We start from the raw sequence: 18,972 nt of genomic DNA, 5'->3' as shown, positions 1-18,972 counted from the left end.
TTTCCGGCTGGCTCCCAGACTGCGGCCAATGGAAGGACTGTGGGTGCAGACACGGGCATCATTTCGAATTTCCCTTCCCGGGCCATCGACTACCTGGTCCTTAGTCAGCCGGGCCGATGATCGAACGCTGCTCCTCAGTCGCCTCCGCGATGAGCTCCCGCAGTTTGCTGATCCTGAAGGTCGTGACCTTGCGGATCTCCACGCCGCTGAACTTGAGATCGTCCCACTCAGACGGCGCCGGAATAGCCTCAGACGCATAAGCACCGCCACCGGCGCCGCCTTCCAAATAAGTCTGGACATAAGAAATTGCGCCAGCACCCGGGTTACGCCGGGCCGCTCCGCTGACGGCGCAGGCAATCTTTCCGGCCCTCGATGCGTCAAGGCCGTCATCCATCAGCTCGCGAAACAGCCACAATGCAATCATGTCATCAGGATCAAACAGGCGAGCGCGCCCCGGAGTCGTCTCCGGAGCGCAAGGAAACCGCCCTCCGGCGACATGTTCATTGAAACGGTCGCGATCGATGCGAGCGACCTGGCAGGCGGCTACAGCGGTCAGCTTGGGGATCATTACACGTTCCTCCTCTTGGTATTTTCAAGAGGTATTCCATCCTCTTGAAAAACACAAGAGGAGAACGGAACGCAAACACAACTTAGCTGGTCGAGTGAATCAGAAGGGCAAATCCACCGCTCAGGCACACCTCTTTGCGCCACGTACCTGGACGCAGATTGGTCAGAGCTCCGACAGAAATCCGCAGCCCCTCCTCCAAGCGCAATTCAGGTGATTTGCGCTGCGGTTGCACGGAGTAGATGGGGGCCCCTCGGTAAGGCGCCGAGGCCCTGACCTCCCACATCCCGTCATCCAGAACACCTAAGAGATGAGACATTTCCTCGGCGAGAACGCGTACGCGCCTCGCGATATCGATGTGGGACGACGAAACCGAGGCACCTGGTGCTTTGGCCGCATGTACCGAGTTGGGCCACGTCGACGCCACCGCTCCGGTGGCTGCGATGAACACTCGTCGATTGATCATATGGCAGCCCCGCCAAACTCATTGGCGAAGCCCTGCTCAAACATCCCCTCAAGATCGCCTACGCCACTTTCGGCGCCATCGCATCGTCGCAGGAGACGGCCTTCAGCACCGATTTGGTCTTCGGGTGCATGACCTGGTGCTTGTAATCGGCGAAGTTCATTTTCGACGAAATGCGACTGTCTTCGCGGATGATGTTGGCCGCCTCCTCGAAGGCAATCCGGGCCTGCTCACGATCGGAAGCTGCGCAAATCACTTGCCCGCCATTCACCCGTTCCGGGCCGATGGCGTGCAGTAGCGCAAGGCAGGCGCCGAGGCTCGTCTTTCGGTTGCCCCGTGGCAGGAGCATTACAACTGTGCGCACGATCCGCCTGCCGTCCGGGTGGCACGGCCCGTAGATTTTGCGGATGATCCGTTCTTGCCAGTCAAAGAGCTCAAAGGCGCGGCCCGGCGCCCGGCTCTTGGGATGCCTCAAGGCACGCACGAAATTGACAGCACGCTGGCCATAGCCAAACGGATCCTCAATTTCCGAGCTGTCAGAAATCCACGCCGAAGAGTTCCGGTTGGCCGCTAGTGTCACGATCGTCATCCCTGATAGAAGGCCGCGAACGGCTCACAGGCGTCAGGCCCAGTTCATTGGCTAGCAGTCGCGCTCGCGTCGACGCGTCGGCTTGTATGGCCACCGCTGGGTGTTTACGGGGGCCTCGCTTCGGGTCGTTGATCACCGCACCTTCAGTCGCGATCAATTTCTGCATGTCGCGTACCTGTCCCATGGCGAGGCAGTAGGATTCGAGGCTGCCGAGGTCGCCATCGTTCAAGCGCCGCTTTGCGACCAGGTCGGGAATCACGCGTCGCCACTCTGCTGCAGCGCTTTCGCTGAACCACTCGGGCGGCTCCGGCTCTGCATGGATGGCGCCAGACCCATTGTCGACGGCGTGGTATGGTTTTACGCCTCTCACCGGGAAGACCTCCTATTCCCTCGTTCGGCTTGGCGCTCCTGGGACTGCTTGTCCTTGCTGTGATGATGAGCGCATAGGGACTGCCAGTTGTCTGCGTTCCAGAACAGTTCCGCGTCGCCGCGATGTGGTCGTATATGGTCCACGACCGTCGCCGGAGCGGCCCTCCCTTGGGCCTGGCACATGACACAAAGAGGCTGCACAGCGAGGTGGGCCTCGCGTGCCTTTTGCCAGCGCCGGTCATAGCCGCGATTGCGAGCCGATGGCCGGCGCCCATCCGCTTCCGCCTTTCGACGGACCTCGCAAGCGCAATTTGCCCCTGGCTGGACGACCTGGCCGCAGCCGCAGATCCGGGGAACCGCCTTTGGCATATCGACTTTCCTCAAATGAGTTAGCGGGCGCCTCTGTGCTGGCGCCCGCCGGTGAACCCTTGGCCGAAGGATTGAACGGCTGGTGTTCGCGACCTTGTCGACCTTGAGCCCCAATCCCTCCTTCGAGGCGGCGCTAGGCAGGTCGATTTACCGTTGTTGGACGGGCCGCTAAGCGCCCTCACGAGTTGGCGCCCGGAAGGATCACGATACGGGGTGGGCGTGGGCACTTCCCTTGACAACAAGGGCAGAGATCGGAGTGCCGGTGCCGTGGGTGCCTGCGAAATCGGCCAGCAGCTTCAGGTAGCGCTTGCCGCCCACATAGCCGACCTTCGTCACGTCGGCTGCCGCATGAGCAGTCCTCAGCGACTTGATGATGCCGTTGCTCACATTGTCGGCGCCTTGGACATCACCGGACACAACCGGCGCGTAAGTCACGTCGTCGTCACTGTGCGTGAGGACGAAATCGACCTTGTTCGTGCCGTTGAAGGTAATACCGCCGATTCCGACATGCAGCGCGATCGCCACGCTCTCGAAACCGAGGAGATCGATAACGGCCGGCGCATTGTCCGAGGCATAGACGGCCGGGTCGATCGCATTGACCAGGCCGATGTTGTGTATCAAGTCGCGCATTGGCTTTCTCCACGTTGGGTAATTTTTCGGTTTGAGCGGTGCTGCTACGTCCAGCGTCTGAAATTGACGAGTAAGGCCGCTACGGCTCGGTCGACGGCCCCTGTGACCTCGACAACTCCTCCGAATTGCTGCGAGCCAATGCCCTCGACGGCTTCGGTTCGCACCAGAGCGTCCTTGCCGGACAGGCTGATCGCCATGCCGAGGTGAAGCAGGATTGCGGAGGCGATCGGAGCCGGAACCGCGCTCGCCAACCCGTAGCCGGCCGTTGCGGTCATCTTGATCCTCGAGCCCGCTTGTATTGCCGGCCAACTCTTGCCGAAGCGGCGAACGATAGTTGGCGACAGGCCGTCAAGCCTCGGCTCAAAGACATCGGACGGTAGGATCTGGTCGATGCCCGCACTATCGACATAGGCGATCGACACGACCGCTTGGAGCGGGGCCTCAGGAAGGGAACCAAGATCGCCGAAGAGATCGCAGGCGACCTCAATCGTCTGGGACACGAGGCGAATACCGCAATAGTGTTCGATAAAGACCCGCGCCGATTGGATGGCGCGAACGAGCTCAGAATCCCGGTCTTCGCCGATGACGCCGCACTGGGCACGCGCTTCGGAAACCGTTACCGGCTCCTCCGCTGGCGCTGCTATCACTTTGGCCTCATGCCACATTCGTTCGCCCCATCAGAATTCCCCAATCGAAAGATCTAGTTCCACCAAGCGGCGAGTTAGGTGCCGCCAATGGCGACACCATCTCCGCCTAGGACGTGGCGCATCGGATCTTGCGGAGAGCCTCGGCTTGGACCATGCCGCCACCAACCCGGCGTCGGGCGTGGAAGCGGGTCAGGCCGTTCGTCGCCTTGCTGTAGGGATCACGCAGGATCGACAGCGCGAGCCGGTCATAGATCCGGTATGCGCTCGCGAAGTCGCCGAAGATGATCGGCTCGGTCCCGGCGCCAATGTCAGGCATGTCGAGAGCTTCGATCACCGGATAACCGAGGATCGTCTCGGGCTGGCCGGCGACAAAGGCCGGCTGCCAAAGGAAGTTGCCCTGCCCGTCCTTCAGCTTGCGGATGGCCGACAGCGTGGCCCCGTTCATCATCCAGGCCGAACGGGTGCGGTAGGTCGCCGGCAGGCTGTAGAGCGCGGTGATCAGCAGATCGGCCGGCGCAGCGCCCAAGGTCGCCGCGTTGCCCGTTGGCACACGTATGACGTCCGGGTCCTTCAGCAGGCCCAGCGGCTTCTTGACGCCATCGCCGGTCAAGAAGGAGACGCCCTCAAGGCGCCCGAATTCTTCGGCGAGATCCGAACCGACCTCAGCCTCGACGTTGACGGCGGCATCCTCGAGGAGCCGGTTCGACACATCGACAAAGCAGGCCATTTCGTGCGCCGAGATCTCCATCTGGCCGTAGCTGGATTCCGTCTCGGAGCGATCCTCGGTCTCCCCGACCCAATGGGCGGTCGGCCGGCCGGTACGCTTAGGCAGGATGATCGAGCCGGATGCGATCGAACCGACACGTGCTGCCTGGCGAACCGGCGAGAACTCGACGATGCCCTTGACGATCTCGGTCGAGAACTCGGCCGGCGCCAGATAGCCACCCGCCGTGTCATCGCCGATCGTGAGAGCCTTCACCTCATCGGGCGACAGCGATTCCCGGCCGGCGCGCAAATAGCCGGTGAAGGCCTTGCGCTCAATCGGGGGGCCATCCTCGGGCTTTTCCTTGCCGGCGTTCAGACGGTTGGCCTTTGCCTCGACCTTGTCCAGCCGATCCGAGATCTTGCCGAGGGTATCGGTCTGCTTCGTCTGGAACTCGGCCGACGATGCTTTCAGCTCTTCGACAGCGGCAAGGATCGGATCGTCATCGTCGCCGGCTTCCTTGGTCTCAAACGGTGCCGCCGTGACGAGCAAAGCCGATCGGAAATGTTTGGTCATAGGGGTCGGCCTCCTAGCCGCGAAGCGCCAAAGCGGCGCGGTTCATAGCCTCGATCAGACGACGCGCGCGATCGGGATCATGGTTTTTGACCGCCGTGACGGTCGCTTTCGGATTCATGGGAAAGGTGACGATAGAGACCTCGGCCAGTTCGACTTCTTCGATCAGGCGGGCATTCTTGGTGCGGTCGAAGCGAGCGCGCTTGACGCAGTAGCCGATCGACATGCCGTCGAGTGCGCCGGCCTTCATCAGCAGATGCGTCTCGCGGCCCTTGATGGTGTCGACGATGATCCGACCTTCGGCCTTCAGGCCCTTGCGGTCCTCGACCAGCGAGGTCCAGACGCCAATCGGCTCAGACTGATCATGCTGGCGCAACATCTTCACGCGGGCCGCCGGCCGTGCGGCCAGCGACTTGACGAAGGCGCCGGGCAGGATGATGTCACCGCCCTGGTCGACGTTGCCGAAGGTGGCGGCGTAGCCGGAGAACGTGCCGTCCTCAGCGATAGCCTTGAGGTCGAGTTCGATCAGGAGGCCATGCGTGCTCATGCGGCCACCGCACGATCGTTCTCGTCGAAGACGGCGTCGTCAGGCGCAAGGCCGAACAAGCTGGCTTCCAGGATCTTGAGTGCCAAGGCGGCGTAGCGAGCCGGCGCATTGTCGAGCAGGACGCGATCAATACGGCTCGGGCCGCATCCCCGGCCGAGGGCGCGATCAAGCACATAGCTGTTGAAACCGACCGCAGCTGTCTGGCGATGGGGCGCCTTGTCTGATGCCGACATCGCAGCGAAGTTCAGGACCGTACAAAGATCCGTGACGCTCCAGAGACCGCCGGCGAACTTGGTGAAGATCGTATAGGCGGGGAGTCCGATCGCCATCTCGAGCGCGACCAGGTCCTCGCGCGCAATGGCGAAGCGCATCTCCTGGCCGCCGAAGGTAGCGAGGACCGATCCGGTCATCTCCGTCATGTCTTATCTCCGGGCTTCGGCGCCGAGGCCGGTGCTGTGGTGATGTTGGGATTGGTGAAGGCGTTGCCCTCGGCATAGGCCGGTAGGCCCTCCCAGCGGCGCGCCTCGTTCGGGTTCAGCACACGGGATGCAATCAGCGAGGAATAGGCGGTCGCCCTCGCGCCGAGATCCGCGCGGGTCAGGTCATCGCGATCGAAGACGATGCGGTAGCGCTTGCGGTCGTCGGGGCTGAACAGCGCGCGGCGCAAAGCGCCTTCCAACGATCGCAGCCACGGCTCTAGGCAGTAGGTCAGGAACTCCTTGCCCATCTGCTCGGAGTTCGACCAGGTCGCGCGGTCGAGGTCGAAGAGCATCGATGGCGGCACGCGGAAGTGGCGCGCGATCTCGACGATCTGGAATTTCCATGTTTCGAGGAACTGCGCGTCCGTCGAAGAGAACGTGATAGGCCGGAAGGTCGCGCCGTCCCAGAGGATGGCGGTCTTGCCGCTGTTGGCGCTGCCCTCATGTGCGGCTTTCCAACCGGCCTTCATCCGCTTCAAGCCCTCGTCGCCGAGGGCCTTGGGAACCTCGATTACGCCGGACGGGCGCGCGCCATTCGAGAACAACTTACTTGCATGGGCGCCCATCTCGGCCGCGATGCCTATCGCCGCGCTGGCGAGTGACAACGGGCAACGACTGAAGGCGCCGCGCAAATGAACGATGTCATTCGGATCGATGACTTCGCCATTGAGGCGATAGGTCGGCTCGCGGTTGCGGGCGTAGCTGACATCGATGGTGCCGGGATCGTACTGGATGACTTCGACCGGCTTCCCGTCGACCCGATTGACCCAGGCGATCCCGCCCGCGTCGCGTGTCAGAGCCTCGGACGTCAAATCGCGGATGAATTCGAAACCGCTCGTCCAGGTATTGGCAGCATCCCGAAGCAGACCAGCTACAGGATGAGTGGGCTCTTCGATTTCTTCAGCGCCGTCGACCCGAACCACCCGCACATCCAGCGTCGCGGCGGCTTCAGAAATGACGCGCACGGCAGCAGAGACGGCCGGAACAGCTAAAGCCGCAGCTGGCGAGATCGGCGCTGTGCCGGCTGCCGCACCGAACAGAGCGAGCAGTTCGCTATCTGGGGCCGCGAGCGACTTCGCTTCGGCGGCTGCAGGTCGGCGGGTGAGGAACGGGATGTGCATCCCAATTCTATGCCACCACCTGTCGCGCCAAAGAACCTGACAACTGCGGCCAACTGAGGCCACAAAATCCCTATTTACGGCTCCCTAGAGCGCGATTGACCCCAGCGGTCCCGCCCCCTTCCCTCTAAGTCTCAAGCCCCCCCCCGGGCAGTATGGTATCGAGGCCTCATCAGGGGGAATGAGCAGTGTCAACCAAGTTTCATGTCACCATCCTGGCTTGCATAGCGGCGGGCCTTAGCGCTCCGGCTTATGCATCTTGCTACGAGCCTTCCGCACCCTACTGCGCGTCAAGCTACGGCGACTTTGACGATCAGTATGAGTTCGATCGGTGCCGTCGCGAGATGCAGAACTATCAGAGCGAGGTGGAGAACTATCTCAGCTGCGTCGAGGGAGAAATGAAGCGCCTCCGCTATTCAGCGGAAACGGTGACCAGCGACTTCAACAGCGCGGTGGCATCGTTCAACCGCAGGGCGAATTAGCTGATCCTCCCATCCTCCCAAACGGTCCCAGAGCTAACCTATTGAATGGATTAGCATTGGGAGGATTTGGGAAGATGGGAGGATTATAATGGGTCTTTCGTATGCATGTGTGCGCGCGCACACGCATATAAGGGAAGGCAAAAGACGGTCCCATCCTCTCAGATCCTCCCAAGCCCAATCTTTTCAGTGGGTTACGAGTGGGAGGATTGAGAGGCGATCCTCCCAATGGGAGGATGAAGGGCGGTCTTCAGTCGTCGTCTTGGGTGGGGTGCGGGGCGTGAAGACCATCGAACTCATTGCCAGCGGCTGTCAGTCGAACGTTTAACCACCACATAACGCTGGACTGCATGGACTTGTACCCGCGCTCCTTGAGGGCGAGGGAGAGCCCTTTAGGCGTCCACTCCCTCTCACCGACGGCCTTAGCCCAGGCAATGAAGACCCGATGCAGTGCAGAGGATTGGATGCGGTCGCCTTCGGAACGCTCGACGGCCAGGCGGAGGAAGCGACCTAACGGATCTGAATCGTCACGATAGCTGGCCGTCGCTTCGCTAATGGCGGGTGGGGTGATGAGCCCGTTGTCGACATAGTCTCGAATGCCATCGAGCAGCCGGTTCAGTATCCCGGACGCTTCCTTACTCAACTTCGACGGTAAATTGCGATCTGGCTTCTCGACCGTCACCAGCCACGGAACAAGGGCCACGCGCCGCCAGATACCTTCGTCCGTGCCGTCGATGGCTGGTCGGTAGTTGCCGCTCATGGTCAGCTTGAATGCCGGCTTGAACTTGAAGTAGCCGCTGTTCAGGTGTCTGGCCAGAATGGGCTCACCACCGGTCACCAGCTTGATCAGTGCTTCCGCAAGCTTAGCGCCCTTCTCCGGCTCCGATGTCCGTAGAAAACGGACGCCCGGTAGGATCGCGAGATCCGGCGTTGCCGCTCCAGCGTTGCGCCCCTTGCCCTGACTGATAAAGGTCTCGATAGGGACCGTCTCACCATAGTCGCCAGCGACTGCCGCCCATGCGTCAACCAGCGTGCTCTTCCCGTTTTTCCCCTTGCCGTAGAAGAAGCAGAGGCGCTGTTCAGACGTATCGCCACTGAGCGAATAGCCGCCCCACTGATGCATGAATCGCCGCGTATCAACGTCGGGCATGACCTCCCGCAGGAAGCGATCATAGTGCGGACAGCATGCATCGGGATCGTAGACAACCGGTGCGAGCTTCGTGATGCGGTCTGAGGGGCTGTGCTTGTCGAACTTCACGACGTCGCCAGCACCTCCCGTCCGATCAATCGATATGGTTCCGTTCAAGACGTTGAAGCGCCAAGGATCGGCATCGAGGCTGTCGGCGCTGGCGGATAGATATGCCGTTGCATGCTTGGGTATCGCCTGCAGCTTTGGCGCGGCTTCCGAAGCTCGGCCCCAGCTGGCGATCATGTCCGACATCCTCACCACTTCGCCGTCCGACTTAACGCGCACGACTATGTCAGCCTCAGTCCCGGCGATAGCAGCGGCTTCGTCCTGAATAGCTCGGACGGTATCGTGAACAGCCTTCAACAAATGGCCTTCGGCGCCGTCTTTCGCCCAGCGCTTTCCATCCCAGGCGAGCCAGCCGATTTCGGGGACGTGCAGGAACCTCATCTGATTTCGCCGGGCGAACCGTTCGGCATTGCCAAGGTCTGTCAACGGAAACAGGGCAAGGTGGCGCGACAACGACTGCGCCGCCGCTCGCTTGATGTCCTCCTGGGACGCCCTTTTGCGAGCGCCCTGCCTCTTGTCTGCAGCGGGTGCATCTGCAGCAGCACCGTCGCTAATGGGCTCGGCGTCGTCGATGATGGCGACAATTAGATCCTTGCTGTGATCCACGACCATGTCGCTGGCTGTGATGCTCATCTCGATCGCCGATCAATGAGCGCATCGAAGTCACCCGGCCGACACGCAAGCAAGGCGCCTCGGCGAGTTGCCGAACCATAAGTAGAGTCGATGATCGCCATGGTCTCGACGGTCGCACGCCTCAACCCAGCAAATGGACCGACGATCGGCCGGCCGTCGAGATATGCAATCCAGCCGTCTGGTAGTCGATAGAGGCTCGCCAGCACGCGCCGGCCCACCCGAATAAATGCCCTCGGTTCTCCGGCCAGAATACCCCACACCAGAGGCGGCGCCGGATTTGATGAACTCCGATCGCTGTGGTAAAAATGACCATCTGCATTGATATCGAAATTCGCGCCGTTCCGGGGTCCAGCCGGGACGGCGTTTCTCTTTCCAGAGGCGTTACCCGAGTTAGCCAGTTCCGTAAAAAACCCTTTCGGATCAATCGGAACCGAAGTGCCGGTTAGCCTGCCTAACTTGTTGAAGGGCTTGGATTTCCTCAGTCCCTTCCTCTCCGCCATTCCCCCTTTAAGTCCTTGAAATTGCCCAGGCCCTGCTCGCTCGCAACGGTAGCGTGCTGTCGTTGGTCGGGCAGCATTTCACAAGGCGCTGGGCACCCCATCCGCGATCCGGCCTCGACGTCCAATCCAGCCCCGTCGGTCCTATCTCGGCCTGCGGGCTTGCCTTGGCGCCTTCGTTACTTCCTTCAGCAATCGCTGGAATTTCGGACAGGCCATGTGGGATTCGGCCGAGCACTCCGCCACGTGCCGCAGCACGTTCCGCAGTGTCGTCAGTTCGCGGATCTGGTCCTCCAGCTGATCGACCCGTCCGTGCAGGGCCGTGCGCGAGAGTTCGGGAGCGCCGTCCTTGCCGAACATCCCGCGGATCTCGTCCAGCGAGAAGCCAGCCTTTTTCCCGAGTGCGATCACCGCAAGCTGGTCCAGCGTCCCCAGGTCAAACTGCCGCCGCAGGCCCCGGCGCGCAACCGAGGCGATCAGGCCGACTTCCTCGTAATAGCGAAGCGTCGAGGCCGGCACGCCGCTTCTCTCCGCCAGGACACCAATATCGAGAAGATTCACGCTTGACCTCAAGGTGACTTGAAGTGGCAAACCTAACGGAAGCCCCTGAAATCGACAAGAGGAATGCCGCGATGAAAACCCGGACGAACCACAGATGGGCCACGCAAGCGGCGCTGGCAGGGGCGATGCTGCTCGCCTCGCTCGGCACCAGCATCACCTCCGTGGCGCTTCCAACCCTCAGCCGGGCCTTCTCGGCGTCCCTTTCCAGTATCCAATGGGTGGTGCTCGCCTATCTGATCGCCGCGACCGTCGCGATCGTCCTGGCGGGTCGCCTGGGCGATATGTTCGGTCATCGCCAGGTGCTGCTTGCCGGGCTTACCCTGTTCGCTATTGCTTCTGTTGCCTGCGCGACCGCGCCGACGCTGGGCGTGCTGATCGCCGCTCGGGCCGCTCAGGGCGTCGGGGGCGCCATCCTGATGGCGCTGCCAATGTCCATCGCGCGCGATGCCGTGAAAGAGGAACAGCTCGGCGCGGCGATGGGACTGCTCGGGACAATGTCGGCGGTTGGAACCGCCTTGGGCCCGTCCCTGGGCGGCGTGTTGGTCGCGGCCTTGGGATGGCGGGCGGTATTCCTGCCGCTCGCAGGAATTGCCGTGCTGGTGCTGGGACTGGTCTTGCTCGCCATTTCGCCGCCGGCCGCTCGCGTCGGGAAGGTCGGCGCAAGCCTGGACTGGCCCGGCGCCGCCGTGCTCGCATTGAGCTTGACCGCCTATTCGCTGGCGACGGCCGGAGGAAGGGCCGGCGTTGCCGGGGCCGCGAGCCTTTATCTGCTGATCGCGGTGATTGGCCTTGCGCTGTTCGTCCGGATTGAGACGAGAACGTCGGCACCTCTTGTCTCGGTTGCGATGCTGCGCAAGCGGGAGATCAGCGCCTCCCTGGCCATGAACGGGATTGCCAGTACGGCCATGATGTCGACGCTGATCGTCGGCCCGTTCTTCCTGGCGCTCGGCTTGCACCTAAACGCCGCCGCCGTCGGGCTTGTCATGGCCGTGGGGCCGGTTACGTCCGCCTTGGCCGGCATTCCCGCCGGCCGCCTGACGGATCTCTTCGGCGCTCCGAGAATGCTCGTGGTGGGGCTGGCGCAGATGACGATCGGTCTTGTCTCTCTCGCGCTGCTGCCTCTTGCTTTCGGAATAGCGGGCTATGCCGTTGCCCTGGTGCTGCTGACGCCGGGATACCAGCTCTTCCTCGCCGCCAACAACGCCAGTGCCATGCTGTTCGCCCCGGATCAGCAGCGCGGCATGCTGTCCGGCTTGCTGGGGCTGTCGCGCAATCTTGGCTTTATGACCGGCGCTTCCGTCATGGCCACGCTGTTTGCCGGCTTGGTCGGTATCGAGCCGATCGCGAACGCAACAGCCGATGGAATCGGCCATGCGTTCGCGGCGACCTTTGTCGTCGCCGCTGGCATGACGTCAGTGGCGCTGCTGCTGGCCGTCTGGATCTGGGCGAAGCCTGCCGCGGCCAAGCAAGCCGCGACCTGAACGCCCTGAAAACTTCCAGCCGGTCGCAGGCCGGTTTAGAGCTCGGAGGCGATCTTCTCCGGCGGCATGTTTTCGCCGGCGACCTCGCTCTGGCTCTTGGGAGCCTGTGACGCAGCTTTCAGATTTTCGATCGCCTGCTGCCAGTGACTGGCGGCGCGGCCCTCGGGGCTTCCCTCGGCAAGCCACAACCGGTGGGCTTCGTCCGCAATCTGCTGCTCGGTGAGCTGGGTCATTCTTGTTCTCCTTCTGGGCGGGCGGGACGTTCCCGCATTCAACACATCGAGCGATACGGGGTTCCGCCCTCTTTACATGGGGCGGCGAGGCTGCCCCTTCCCGTCCGTTCGTCGCAATCCGTTCAAATGCCGGCTCTAGACTGCGAATAAGGGTTTCCACTCTGACGACAGAGCACGCTCGGGCCGACGTTTCGCCAGGCACGGGCGCTGCGACGATGGGCCATTCCACTTCCGGCACGGAAAGCCCTAAAAATGCAGGGCGGTATGCGTTGGCATGGGCAGCCGCATCCGCCACACTGACCGTGGTTTCCGCATTCGGCAGGATCAAGCCCCTCCGGCATTCCGTGTCATGTGTGCTAACCCATTGGAGAACTTGACTTGGCAGACGTGAGAATCCCTGCGGAACCACCCTTGCCGACGCGCGAGCCGCGTCTACTCGGCGCTGCAGGATCGTCCCGATCCGGCCTGATTGCCCCGCTTTCGGCAGCCCGCTGGCTTGTGATTCTCATCGGCATTGCAGGAATCTATTTCTTTCACAGCTTTGTCGTTCCGGTCCTGGCCGCCTTGGTCATCGCCTTTGCCGGCTGGCCGATCTATCGGCGCATCGTCGATTTTACGGGTGGTAACCGGACGGTAGCCGCCACGGTCGCGCTGGCCCTCTTCACCCTGTTCCTGATCGTCCCGATCGCCATCGCGGCCTGGTATGCCATCGACGAGGTTCGCGGCCTTTCGGCCTGGGCGATCCAGACCAACCGCTTCGGATCCGACGTGCCGGCCTGGATGGCCAACATCCCTGGCATCGGCGAGTGGCTCTCCGTCCGATGGGCCGAATATGTCGGCCGCCCCGGCGCCATTGGCGAAATGATCTATGCGATCAGCGGCGCCAATATCGGCAACATCTATCGCGCGGTTCTGGCGGCCGGCGGCGGCCTGTTCGGCCTGCTGCTCACCCTCATCTTCATGCTGATCACGCTGTTCTTCGTCTTTCGCGACGGCGAGCTGTTCGTCGCCAAGATCGACCTGATCGGCGAGCGGATCATTCCCATGCGCTGGGAGCGAATCTCCCGTGTCGTCCCGGCGACGATCAGCGCCACCGTCACCGGCATGACCCTGATCGCGATCGGCGAGGGCATCGTGCTCGGTTTCGCCTACTGGATCGCCGGCGCCCCCTCGCCGATCACGCTTGGCGTCATCACCGGCATGATGGCCCTCATCCCCGGCGGTGCGCCGCTGGCGATGACGCTTGTGTCGATCTATCTCGCGGCGAGCGGATCGATCGTCGCCGGCATCAGCCTGTTCGTCTGGGGAACGGTGGAACTGTTCATCGTCGACAAGACGCTGCGCCCCAAGCTGGTCGGCGGTCCGATCAAGCTGCCGTTCCTGCCGACGATTTTCGGCCTGGTCGGCGGCGTCAAGACGCTGGGCTTCCTGGGCCTTTTCATTGGCCCGGTGCTGATGGCGCTGCTGGTGGCGATCTGGCGCGAATGGGTGCGGGATATCGAGGCGATCGACCCGCCGCAACCATCGGTGAAGATTGCCCAGGCCGAAATGCGGTCGGAGATCCAGACGCCCGTCGAGCCGCTCTAGGCGTCGCAGGGCGCCGGAGGCGCCCCAACCTCACGTCTGTAACTTCGCCTCCAAAATTGACATCAATCTGAAACTTTGTAAGACATTTATCAGTCGTCGAGCAGGGGTGGAGCGATGTCGATCCGCGAAGATCTCGCCAATACGAGCCTGGTCCTCACCTCGGCGGAATCGAAGATCGTCCAGGCACTTCTGGATGATTATCCGATGTCGGGATTGGGCACCGCCACGCGCCTGGCCAGCCGCGCCGGCGTTAGCGATCCGACCGTCACCCGCCTGATGATCAAGCTCGGCTATAGCGGCTTTGCCGAGTTCCAGTCGAAGCTCTTGGCCGAAGTCGAGGCCCGGCTCCTGTCTCCGCTGCTCATGCTCGAAGTGAAGCGGCCGCCGCCCTCGGGCGAGGTGGCTCCCGCCCTCGCCTATTTCCATTCCATCGCCGATAGTCTCGAGCGCACCAAGACTGCCGTACCGTCGCAATCCTATGTGCGCGCCGTCCAGATGCTGCTGGAGTGCAAGGGTCAGGTCTATCTGCTGGGCGGGCGCTTCAGCCGCCACGTCGCCTCGATGCTGGCCGCTCACCTGATCCAGTTGCGGCCCGGCATTCGGGATCTCGGCGCGTTGACGCCGGCGGATTTCGACCTGCTGATCGACATGGGCAAGCGCGATCTGCTCGTCGTGTTCGACTACCGCCGCTATCAGTCCGACGTCGTCGATTTCGCGCAGCAGGCCCACCGGCACGGTGTCGAAATCCTCCTGTTCACCGACCCGTCGCATTCGCCGATCGCCGATATTGCCACCCTCACCATGGTCGCGACCACGGACGCCCTTTCGCCCTTCGACACGCTGACGACAGCCGTCGCCCAGGTCGAGGCGATATGCGCCCACGCCCTCGAAAGCCGCGGCCAGCCCGCCCGTCGACGCATCGAGGAAATCGAGGCGATCCGCCGGGCCAACGCCGTCACGCTCGACATTCCCGAGACGCCGGACCCTGCCGCTGCCAGCGACAGCGCAGCACCCAATTCGGCCAAACCCAGATCCGCCAAAGCCAGAAAGAAATCCACGCCATGACTTCGCCCCTGCCGCGCCGCGACGAGCCCTTCCGGCGCAACGAGACCGCTCTTCTCCTCGTCGACATGCAGCGCATCTGGCTGGAGCCGGGCCTGGATCCCGACCATGCGGATTGGGGGCCCGACCATTATTTCTATCGCCAGACGCGCGAGACGGTGATCCCGAACCAGCAGCGCCTGCTGGCGACGGCGCGGGCCTCGGGCGTCGAGGTGCTGCACACCATCATCCAGAGCCTTACCGAGGACGGACGCGATCGCTCGCTCGACCACAAGCTGACGCCGATCCACATCCCGCCGAGTTCCCCCGCCGGCCTGCCCGCGCCCGAGGTAGCCCCCATCGGCGACGAGATCCTGATCCCGAAGACCTCGTCGGGCATCTTCAACTCGACCAATATCGACTATCTGCTGCGCAATCTCGGCATCCGCCATCTGGTCGTCGCCGGCATTCTCACCGACCAGTGCGTGGACATGACGGTTCGCGACGGCGCAGATCGCGGGTTCCTCGTCACCTGCGTCTCCGATGCCTGCGCGGCCCCGACGCCGGAACGCCATGCCAATGCGCTGAAGGCCTTCGGCGGCTATTGCTGGGTTTCCGACACCGCCACCGTCGCGGCCCGCTTCGAAGCGCTGGGCGGCGCCAAGTGAGCGAGTTTCCTTCGCTCGTCAGCGTCGTCACCACCGATCTCGCCGCCGTCACGCGCGGTCGCCCCGTCACGGCCGCACGGCTCGATAAGACAGCCGAGACCGGCGTAGGCTGGGTTCCCGCGAATGTCTGCCTGACCGCCTTCAACACGATCGCCGATCCGAACCCCTGGGGCTCCTCCGGCGATCTGCGCATCCTGCCGGATCTGGCAGCCCGCTATCGCACCACGGCGACGGGTGCCGAAACTCCGTTCGACATGGTGATGGGCGACATCATCGAACTCGACGGTTCGGCCTGGAGCGCCTGCACCCGGACGCTGCTGCGCGACGCCCTGGCGACGCTGAAGGCCGAGACCGGCTTCACGCTGAAGGCTACCTTCGAGCAGGAGTTCAAGCTCCAGCCGGCCGAGGTAAGGGAAACGGCGCCGCTGCACGCCTTCTCGTTCGAGGCGCTGCGCGCCGCCGACCCGTTCGTGCCGCGCCTCGTCGCTGCGCTGGAGGAAGCCGGCGTCGAACCTGAAATGGTGCTGGCCGAATATGGCGCAGACCAGTTCGAGGTGACGCATGCGCCGACCGACCCGTTGACCGCCGCCGACCGCGCCGTCGCGATCCGCGAGATCACGCGCGAGATCGCGCGATGCCTGGGCAGCCGCGCCAGCTTCGCGCCGAAGCCCGCGCCGAACGAGGTCGGCAACGGCGTCCATATCCACTTCAGCCTCGTCGACGCTACGGGCAAGCCTGCGACCTACGACGCGGCCAATCCCGGCGGCCTCTCGACGGAGGCTGGAAGCTTTTGCGCCGGCATCGTTCGCCACCTGCGGGGGCTGACCGCGCTGACCGCGCCCAGCGTGCCGTCCTACTACCGGCTGGCGCCGCACAACTGGAGTTCGTCCTTCACCTGGCTGGGCGACCGCGATCGCGAGGCGACGCTGCGCATCTGCCCGGTCGTGACGAAGGGTGGGCGCGATCCCTCGGGCCAGTTCAACGTCGAATATCGCGCCGCCGACGCCACGGCCAATCCATATCTCGCCATGGCGGCCATCGTCTGGGCCGGTCTCGCGGGCCTTCGCGAGGCCTTGCCGACGCCGCCGATCGTCAATGGCGACCCGACACTGATGAGCGAAAGCGAACGTCAGTCCAACGGCTTGCACCGCTTGCCGGAGACGTTGCCCGAAGCGCTGGAGGCGTTGAAGGCGGACCCGCTGCTGTCGAGCTGGCTGCCACCGAAGCTGCTGCAGAGCATCCTCGTCATGAAGCAGGCGGAGATCGGCCTGATGGAGGGCCTGTCGCGCGAAGCGGTCTGCGCCGCATTCGGAGCGCGGTACTGAGCGTGGACACCCAATCCGCTTCGTCGGCCGACTGGCCGGAGCCGATCGAGGTCCTCAACGAGGACAGCGACTGCGAGATCGTGCTGATCTGCGAGCACGCCGCCAACCACATCCCGGCAGAATATGACCGCCTCGGCGTCACCGAGGCCGATCTGGAGCGGCATATCGCCTGGGATGTCGGCGCCGCCGCCGTGACGCGGGGGCTTGCCGAGACACTGGGCGCGCCCGCATTCCTGGGCACCTATTCGCGGCTCCTGGTCGATCTGAACCGCCCCTTCGGCTGCCTGTCCAGTATGCCGGTGCGGTCGGAGGCCACCTCGATCCCCGGCAATGTCGATCTGACCGAGGCCGAGTTCCAGCGGCGTCGCGAGCGGGTGTTCGATCCGTTCCACGACCGGATCACGGCCCGGCTCGACGCGCGCGACGCTGCGGGCCTGCCGACGCGGATCGTCGCCATTCACAGCTTCACGCCGGTCTATCTCGGGGTCGCGCGGCCCTGGCATGTCGGCATCCTGTTCGATCAATCGGCCGATTTCGCCGAGGCGACCATGGCGGCGCTGGCGCAGGACCCGGCCCTGGTGGTCGGCGCCAATGTCCCCTACGTCATCGACCGCGACGAGGACTACGCGATCCCCGTCTTCGGCACCGATCGCGGCAATCCCGCCATCCTGGTCGAGATCCGCAACGACCTCATCTCGGACGCGGCCGGGATCGCGGACTGGACCCGACGCATGACGCGGGTCCTGCAGGACGTTTCAACGCAATGAGCGGCACGCCGAGGGGGCACGCCGCCGATGAATGTCAGGGAAAGGGCACGAACCATGCTGGATAAGGAAGCCGCCATTGCCGCGGTACAGGCGGAAATCGAGGCGGATCGCGATTGGGTCATCGGCCTGACGCAGGACATCGTCCGCATTCCCTCGGTCAATCCGAAGTTTCACCTCGACCCCGCCATCAACCGCGAGGCCGATGTCCAGGCACACCTCGATCACGTGCTGACCGCCGAGGGTTTCGCGACCGAGCAGTGGGACGCCCTGCCCGGCCGGCCCAACCTCGTCGCAGAGAAGCCTGGTACTGAAGAACGCAGCCTCATTCTCTGCGGCCATATCGACGTCGTGCCGGTCGGCGACGAGAAGGACTGGACCGTCGACCCGTTCGGCGGCGCGATCTCCGATGGCAAGCTCTATGGCCGTGGCGCCATCGACATGAAGAGCGGCCTCGCTGCTTGCATCGCCGCGGCCCGCGCCATCCGCAAGGCCGGCATCACGCTGGAAGGTCGCCTTGCCATCCACGCCGTGGTCGACGAGGAATCGGGCGGCTTCGGCGCCATGGATGCGGTTGCCAAGGGCAAGCTCGCCAAGGGCCTGATCGTCGCCGAGCCGACCTGGGGCGACGTGCTGCCGGTCGAGGGCGGGCTGGAATGGGCGCGCGTCACCATCCGCGGCCGCAACGCGCATTCGGCCTTCCGCTTCAACGAGATCTACCCGCAGCGGCATGAGCCGGGCGCGATGGTGCATGGCGTCAATGCCATTGAACTCGCCGCACGCTTCATCACCGCCGTTCGCCAGTACGAACTGGACCGGACCCGCGCCAAGTCGCATCCGCTGCTGCCGGTCGGCATGAACACAATCAATATCGGCGTCATGCATGGCGGCACGGGGCTCGGCGCCAACGGCCTGCCGACGGTGATGAGCAATCCGGCGATCATCCCGGATGTCGCCGTGCTCGACCTCGACATGAAGTTCCTGCCGGACGAGACCTCGGCCGACTATCGCCGCGATTTCGAAGCCTTCGTGCATCACTTCGCGCAGCAGGATGCCTGGCTGCGCGAGCATCCCCCGGTGATCGAATGGGAACTGGGCGGCCTGCATTTCCCGCCGATGAACACGTCGGTCGAGCATCCGCTTGTTAAGTCTCTGGTAGCACGCCGCAACCAGTTGGGTAGCCCCACCAAGGTTCAGGGCTTCGTCGCCGTGTGCGACGCGGCGCACTATGCCGGCGCGGGCGTCGATGGCGTCATCTTCGGACCCACCGGCGACGGCCTGCACGGGGCCGACGAGTATGTCGAGATCGAGTCGCTGGTCGAGGCCACCAAGGTCATCGCCGCGGCGGTGATCGACTGGTGCGGCGTCCGATAGCGTTTTCGAGCGAAGTGGAACC

Annotated in this window: 21 protein-coding genes and 1 pseudogene; 8 read left to right on the top strand and 14 right to left on the bottom strand. The window is 63.5% G+C overall.

Annotated features, from left to right (window positions below):
• Positions 1–100: 100 nt before the first annotated feature.
• The 10 genes and pseudogenes from ACHMWQ_RS12940 to ACHMWQ_RS12895 form a co-directional block, all read right to left on the bottom strand.
• Entirely contained in the window at positions 101–568 is a 468-nt protein-coding gene (locus ACHMWQ_RS12940; protein WP_396307779.1) for a hypothetical protein, read from the bottom strand.
• 548 nt (positions 569–1,116) lie between these two features.
• Positions 1,117–1,617: pseudogene (locus ACHMWQ_RS12935) on the bottom strand (terminase large subunit domain-containing protein); the annotation flags it as partial.
• A complete protein-coding gene (locus ACHMWQ_RS12930) occupies positions 1,565–1,987 on the bottom strand; it encodes a phage terminase small subunit P27 family (RefSeq protein WP_396307778.1) in 423 nt (140 codons plus the stop codon). The gene ACHMWQ_RS12930 and the pseudogene ACHMWQ_RS12935, both read right to left, overlap by 53 nt.
• On the bottom strand, positions 1,984–2,169 hold the full coding sequence (locus ACHMWQ_RS12925; RefSeq protein WP_396309442.1) for an HNH endonuclease signature motif containing protein: 186 nt from the start codon (positions 2,167–2,169) through the stop codon (positions 1,984–1,986). The genes ACHMWQ_RS12930 and ACHMWQ_RS12925 overlap by 4 nt, the downstream gene beginning before the upstream one ends.
• 387 nt (positions 2,170–2,556) lie before the next feature.
• Entirely contained in the window at positions 2,557–2,985 is a 429-nt protein-coding gene (locus tag ACHMWQ_RS12920; RefSeq protein ID WP_396307777.1) for a hypothetical protein, read from the bottom strand.
• A 44-nt stretch (positions 2,986–3,029) separates the two neighbouring features.
• Positions 3,030–3,650: a phage head-tail connector protein gene (locus ACHMWQ_RS12915; protein WP_396307776.1), complete on the bottom strand. Its 621-nt coding sequence runs from the start codon at positions 3,648–3,650 to the stop codon at positions 3,030–3,032.
• Between the two features lie 88 nt (positions 3,651–3,738).
• A complete protein-coding gene (locus ACHMWQ_RS12910) occupies positions 3,739–4,911 on the bottom strand; it encodes a phage major capsid protein (protein WP_396307775.1) in 1,173 nt (390 codons plus the stop codon).
• Positions 4,912–4,924: 13 nt separating this feature from the next.
• Entirely contained in the window at positions 4,925–5,455 is a 531-nt protein-coding gene (locus tag ACHMWQ_RS12905) for an HK97 family phage prohead protease (RefSeq protein ID WP_396307774.1), read from the bottom strand.
• Complete coding sequence (locus tag ACHMWQ_RS12900) at positions 5,452–5,874, bottom strand: hypothetical protein (protein WP_396307773.1); 423 nt, start codon at positions 5,872–5,874, stop codon at positions 5,452–5,454. The genes ACHMWQ_RS12905 and ACHMWQ_RS12900 overlap by 4 nt, the downstream gene beginning before the upstream one ends.
• Entirely contained in the window at positions 5,871–7,055 is a 1,185-nt protein-coding gene (locus ACHMWQ_RS12895) for a phage portal protein (RefSeq protein WP_396307772.1), read from the bottom strand. The genes ACHMWQ_RS12900 and ACHMWQ_RS12895 overlap by 4 nt, the downstream gene beginning before the upstream one ends.
• A 185-nt stretch (positions 7,056–7,240) precedes the next feature.
• Between ACHMWQ_RS12895 and ACHMWQ_RS12890 the strand changes: the two genes are divergently transcribed.
• Positions 7,241–7,534 (top strand): hypothetical protein, encoded by a 294-nt coding sequence (locus ACHMWQ_RS12890; RefSeq protein ID WP_396307771.1) that lies wholly within the window; start codon positions 7,241–7,243, stop codon positions 7,532–7,534.
• Between the two features lie 247 nt (positions 7,535–7,781).
• Here the strand turns inward: ACHMWQ_RS12890 and ACHMWQ_RS12885 are convergent, their stop codons facing one another.
• The 3 genes from ACHMWQ_RS12885 to ACHMWQ_RS12875 form a co-directional block, all read right to left on the bottom strand.
• Positions 7,782–9,419, bottom strand: coding sequence for a phage/plasmid primase, P4 family (locus tag ACHMWQ_RS12885; RefSeq protein WP_396307770.1), 1,638 nt, complete (start codon positions 9,417–9,419; stop codon positions 7,782–7,784).
• On the bottom strand, positions 9,416–9,919 hold the full coding sequence (locus tag ACHMWQ_RS12880) for a hypothetical protein (protein ID WP_396307769.1): 504 nt from the start codon (positions 9,917–9,919) through the stop codon (positions 9,416–9,418). Before ACHMWQ_RS12880 ends, ACHMWQ_RS12885 begins: the two co-directional genes overlap by 4 nt.
• A gap of 141 nt (positions 9,920–10,060) precedes the next feature.
• Positions 10,061–10,477, bottom strand: a complete 417-nt coding sequence (locus ACHMWQ_RS12875) for a helix-turn-helix domain-containing protein (RefSeq protein WP_354548591.1) — start codon at positions 10,475–10,477, stop codon at positions 10,061–10,063.
• Positions 10,478–10,500: 23 nt separating this feature from the next.
• On the opposite strand from ACHMWQ_RS12875, the gene ACHMWQ_RS12870 reads away from it, so the two are divergent.
• Entirely contained in the window at positions 10,501–11,958 is a 1,458-nt protein-coding gene (locus tag ACHMWQ_RS12870) for an MFS transporter (protein ID WP_396307768.1), read from the top strand.
• A 35-nt stretch (positions 11,959–11,993) separates the two neighbouring features.
• Here ACHMWQ_RS12870 and ACHMWQ_RS12865 read toward each other — a convergent pair whose 3' ends face one another.
• Positions 11,994–12,191 carry a DUF2934 domain-containing protein gene (locus ACHMWQ_RS12865; protein WP_354548588.1) on the bottom strand — a complete coding sequence of 66 codons (198 nt, stop codon included), beginning with the start codon at positions 12,189–12,191 and terminating at the stop codon, positions 11,994–11,996.
• A gap of 411 nt (positions 12,192–12,602) precedes the next feature.
• Here ACHMWQ_RS12865 and ACHMWQ_RS12860 point away from each other — a divergent pair, with 411 nt between their 5' ends.
• The 6 genes from ACHMWQ_RS12860 to ACHMWQ_RS12835 all read left to right on the top strand — a co-directional run bounded on the left by ACHMWQ_RS12860 (position 12,603) and on the right by ACHMWQ_RS12835 (position 18,950).
• Entirely contained in the window at positions 12,603–13,778 is a 1,176-nt protein-coding gene (locus ACHMWQ_RS12860) for an AI-2E family transporter (protein WP_396307767.1), read from the top strand.
• Positions 13,779–13,892: 114 nt separating this feature from the next.
• Positions 13,893–14,843, top strand: coding sequence for a MurR/RpiR family transcriptional regulator (locus ACHMWQ_RS12855; protein WP_396307766.1), 951 nt, complete (start codon positions 13,893–13,895; stop codon positions 14,841–14,843).
• Positions 14,840–15,487 carry a cysteine hydrolase family protein gene (locus ACHMWQ_RS12850; RefSeq protein WP_396307765.1) on the top strand — a complete coding sequence of 216 codons (648 nt, stop codon included), beginning with the start codon at positions 14,840–14,842 and terminating at the stop codon, positions 15,485–15,487. Before ACHMWQ_RS12855 ends, ACHMWQ_RS12850 begins: the two co-directional genes overlap by 4 nt.
• Entirely contained in the window at positions 15,484–16,812 is a 1,329-nt protein-coding gene (locus ACHMWQ_RS12845; RefSeq protein ID WP_396307764.1) for a glutamine synthetase family protein, read from the top strand. Before ACHMWQ_RS12850 ends, ACHMWQ_RS12845 begins: the two co-directional genes overlap by 4 nt.
• A gap of 2 nt (positions 16,813–16,814) precedes the next feature.
• Entirely contained in the window at positions 16,815–17,579 is a 765-nt protein-coding gene (locus ACHMWQ_RS12840; protein WP_396307763.1) for an N-formylglutamate amidohydrolase, read from the top strand.
• A gap of 54 nt (positions 17,580–17,633) precedes the next feature.
• On the top strand, positions 17,634–18,950 hold the full coding sequence (locus ACHMWQ_RS12835) for a M20 family metallopeptidase (protein ID WP_396307762.1): 1,317 nt from the start codon (positions 17,634–17,636) through the stop codon (positions 18,948–18,950).
• Positions 18,951–18,972 lie beyond the last annotated feature (22 nt).

The sequence above is a fragment of the Kaistia sp. UC242_56 genome, assembly GCF_044452255.1.
GTDB lineage: Bacteria > Pseudomonadota > Alphaproteobacteria > Rhizobiales > Kaistiaceae > Kaistia > Kaistia defluvii_A.
Note: the sequence above shows the minus strand (reverse complement) of the source record. Positions and strands in the feature narration are given on the sequence as shown.

Coding starts and splice junctions, on each gene's coding strand:
- ACHMWQ_RS12865 (WP_354548588.1), bottom strand. CDS start 12,191: ATGACCCAGCTCACCGAGCAGCAGATTGCGGACGAAGCCCACCGGTTG.
- ACHMWQ_RS12910 (WP_396307775.1), bottom strand. CDS start 4,911: ATGACCAAACATTTCCGATCGGCTTTGCTCGTCACGGCGGCACCGTTT.
- ACHMWQ_RS12915 (WP_396307776.1), bottom strand. CDS start 3,650: ATGTGGCATGAGGCCAAAGTGATAGCAGCGCCAGCGGAGGAGCCGGTA.
- ACHMWQ_RS12940 (WP_396307779.1), bottom strand. CDS start 568: ATGATCCCCAAGCTGACCGCTGTAGCCGCCTGCCAGGTCGCTCGCATC.
- ACHMWQ_RS12900 (WP_396307773.1), bottom strand. CDS start 5,874: ATGACGGAGATGACCGGATCGGTCCTCGCTACCTTCGGCGGCCAGGAG.
- ACHMWQ_RS12885 (WP_396307770.1), bottom strand. CDS start 9,419: ATGAGCATCACAGCCAGCGACATGGTCGTGGATCACAGCAAGGATCTA.
- ACHMWQ_RS12920 (WP_396307777.1), bottom strand. CDS start 2,985: ATGCGCGACTTGATACACAACATCGGCCTGGTCAATGCGATCGACCCG.
- ACHMWQ_RS12895 (WP_396307772.1), bottom strand. CDS start 7,055: ATGCACATCCCGTTCCTCACCCGCCGACCTGCAGCCGCCGAAGCGAAG.
- ACHMWQ_RS12835 (WP_396307762.1), top strand. CDS start 17,634: ATGCTGGATAAGGAAGCCGCCATTGCCGCGGTACAGGCGGAAATCGAG.
- ACHMWQ_RS12925 (WP_396309442.1), bottom strand. CDS start 2,169: ATGTGCCAGGCCCAAGGGAGGGCCGCTCCGGCGACGGTCGTGGACCAT.
- ACHMWQ_RS12855 (WP_396307766.1), top strand. CDS start 13,893: ATGTCGATCCGCGAAGATCTCGCCAATACGAGCCTGGTCCTCACCTCG.
- ACHMWQ_RS12880 (WP_396307769.1), bottom strand. CDS start 9,919: ATGGCGGAGAGGAAGGGACTGAGGAAATCCAAGCCCTTCAACAAGTTA.
- ACHMWQ_RS12850 (WP_396307765.1), top strand. CDS start 14,840: ATGACTTCGCCCCTGCCGCGCCGCGACGAGCCCTTCCGGCGCAACGAG.
- ACHMWQ_RS12905 (WP_396307774.1), bottom strand. CDS start 5,455: ATGAGCACGCATGGCCTCCTGATCGAACTCGACCTCAAGGCTATCGCT.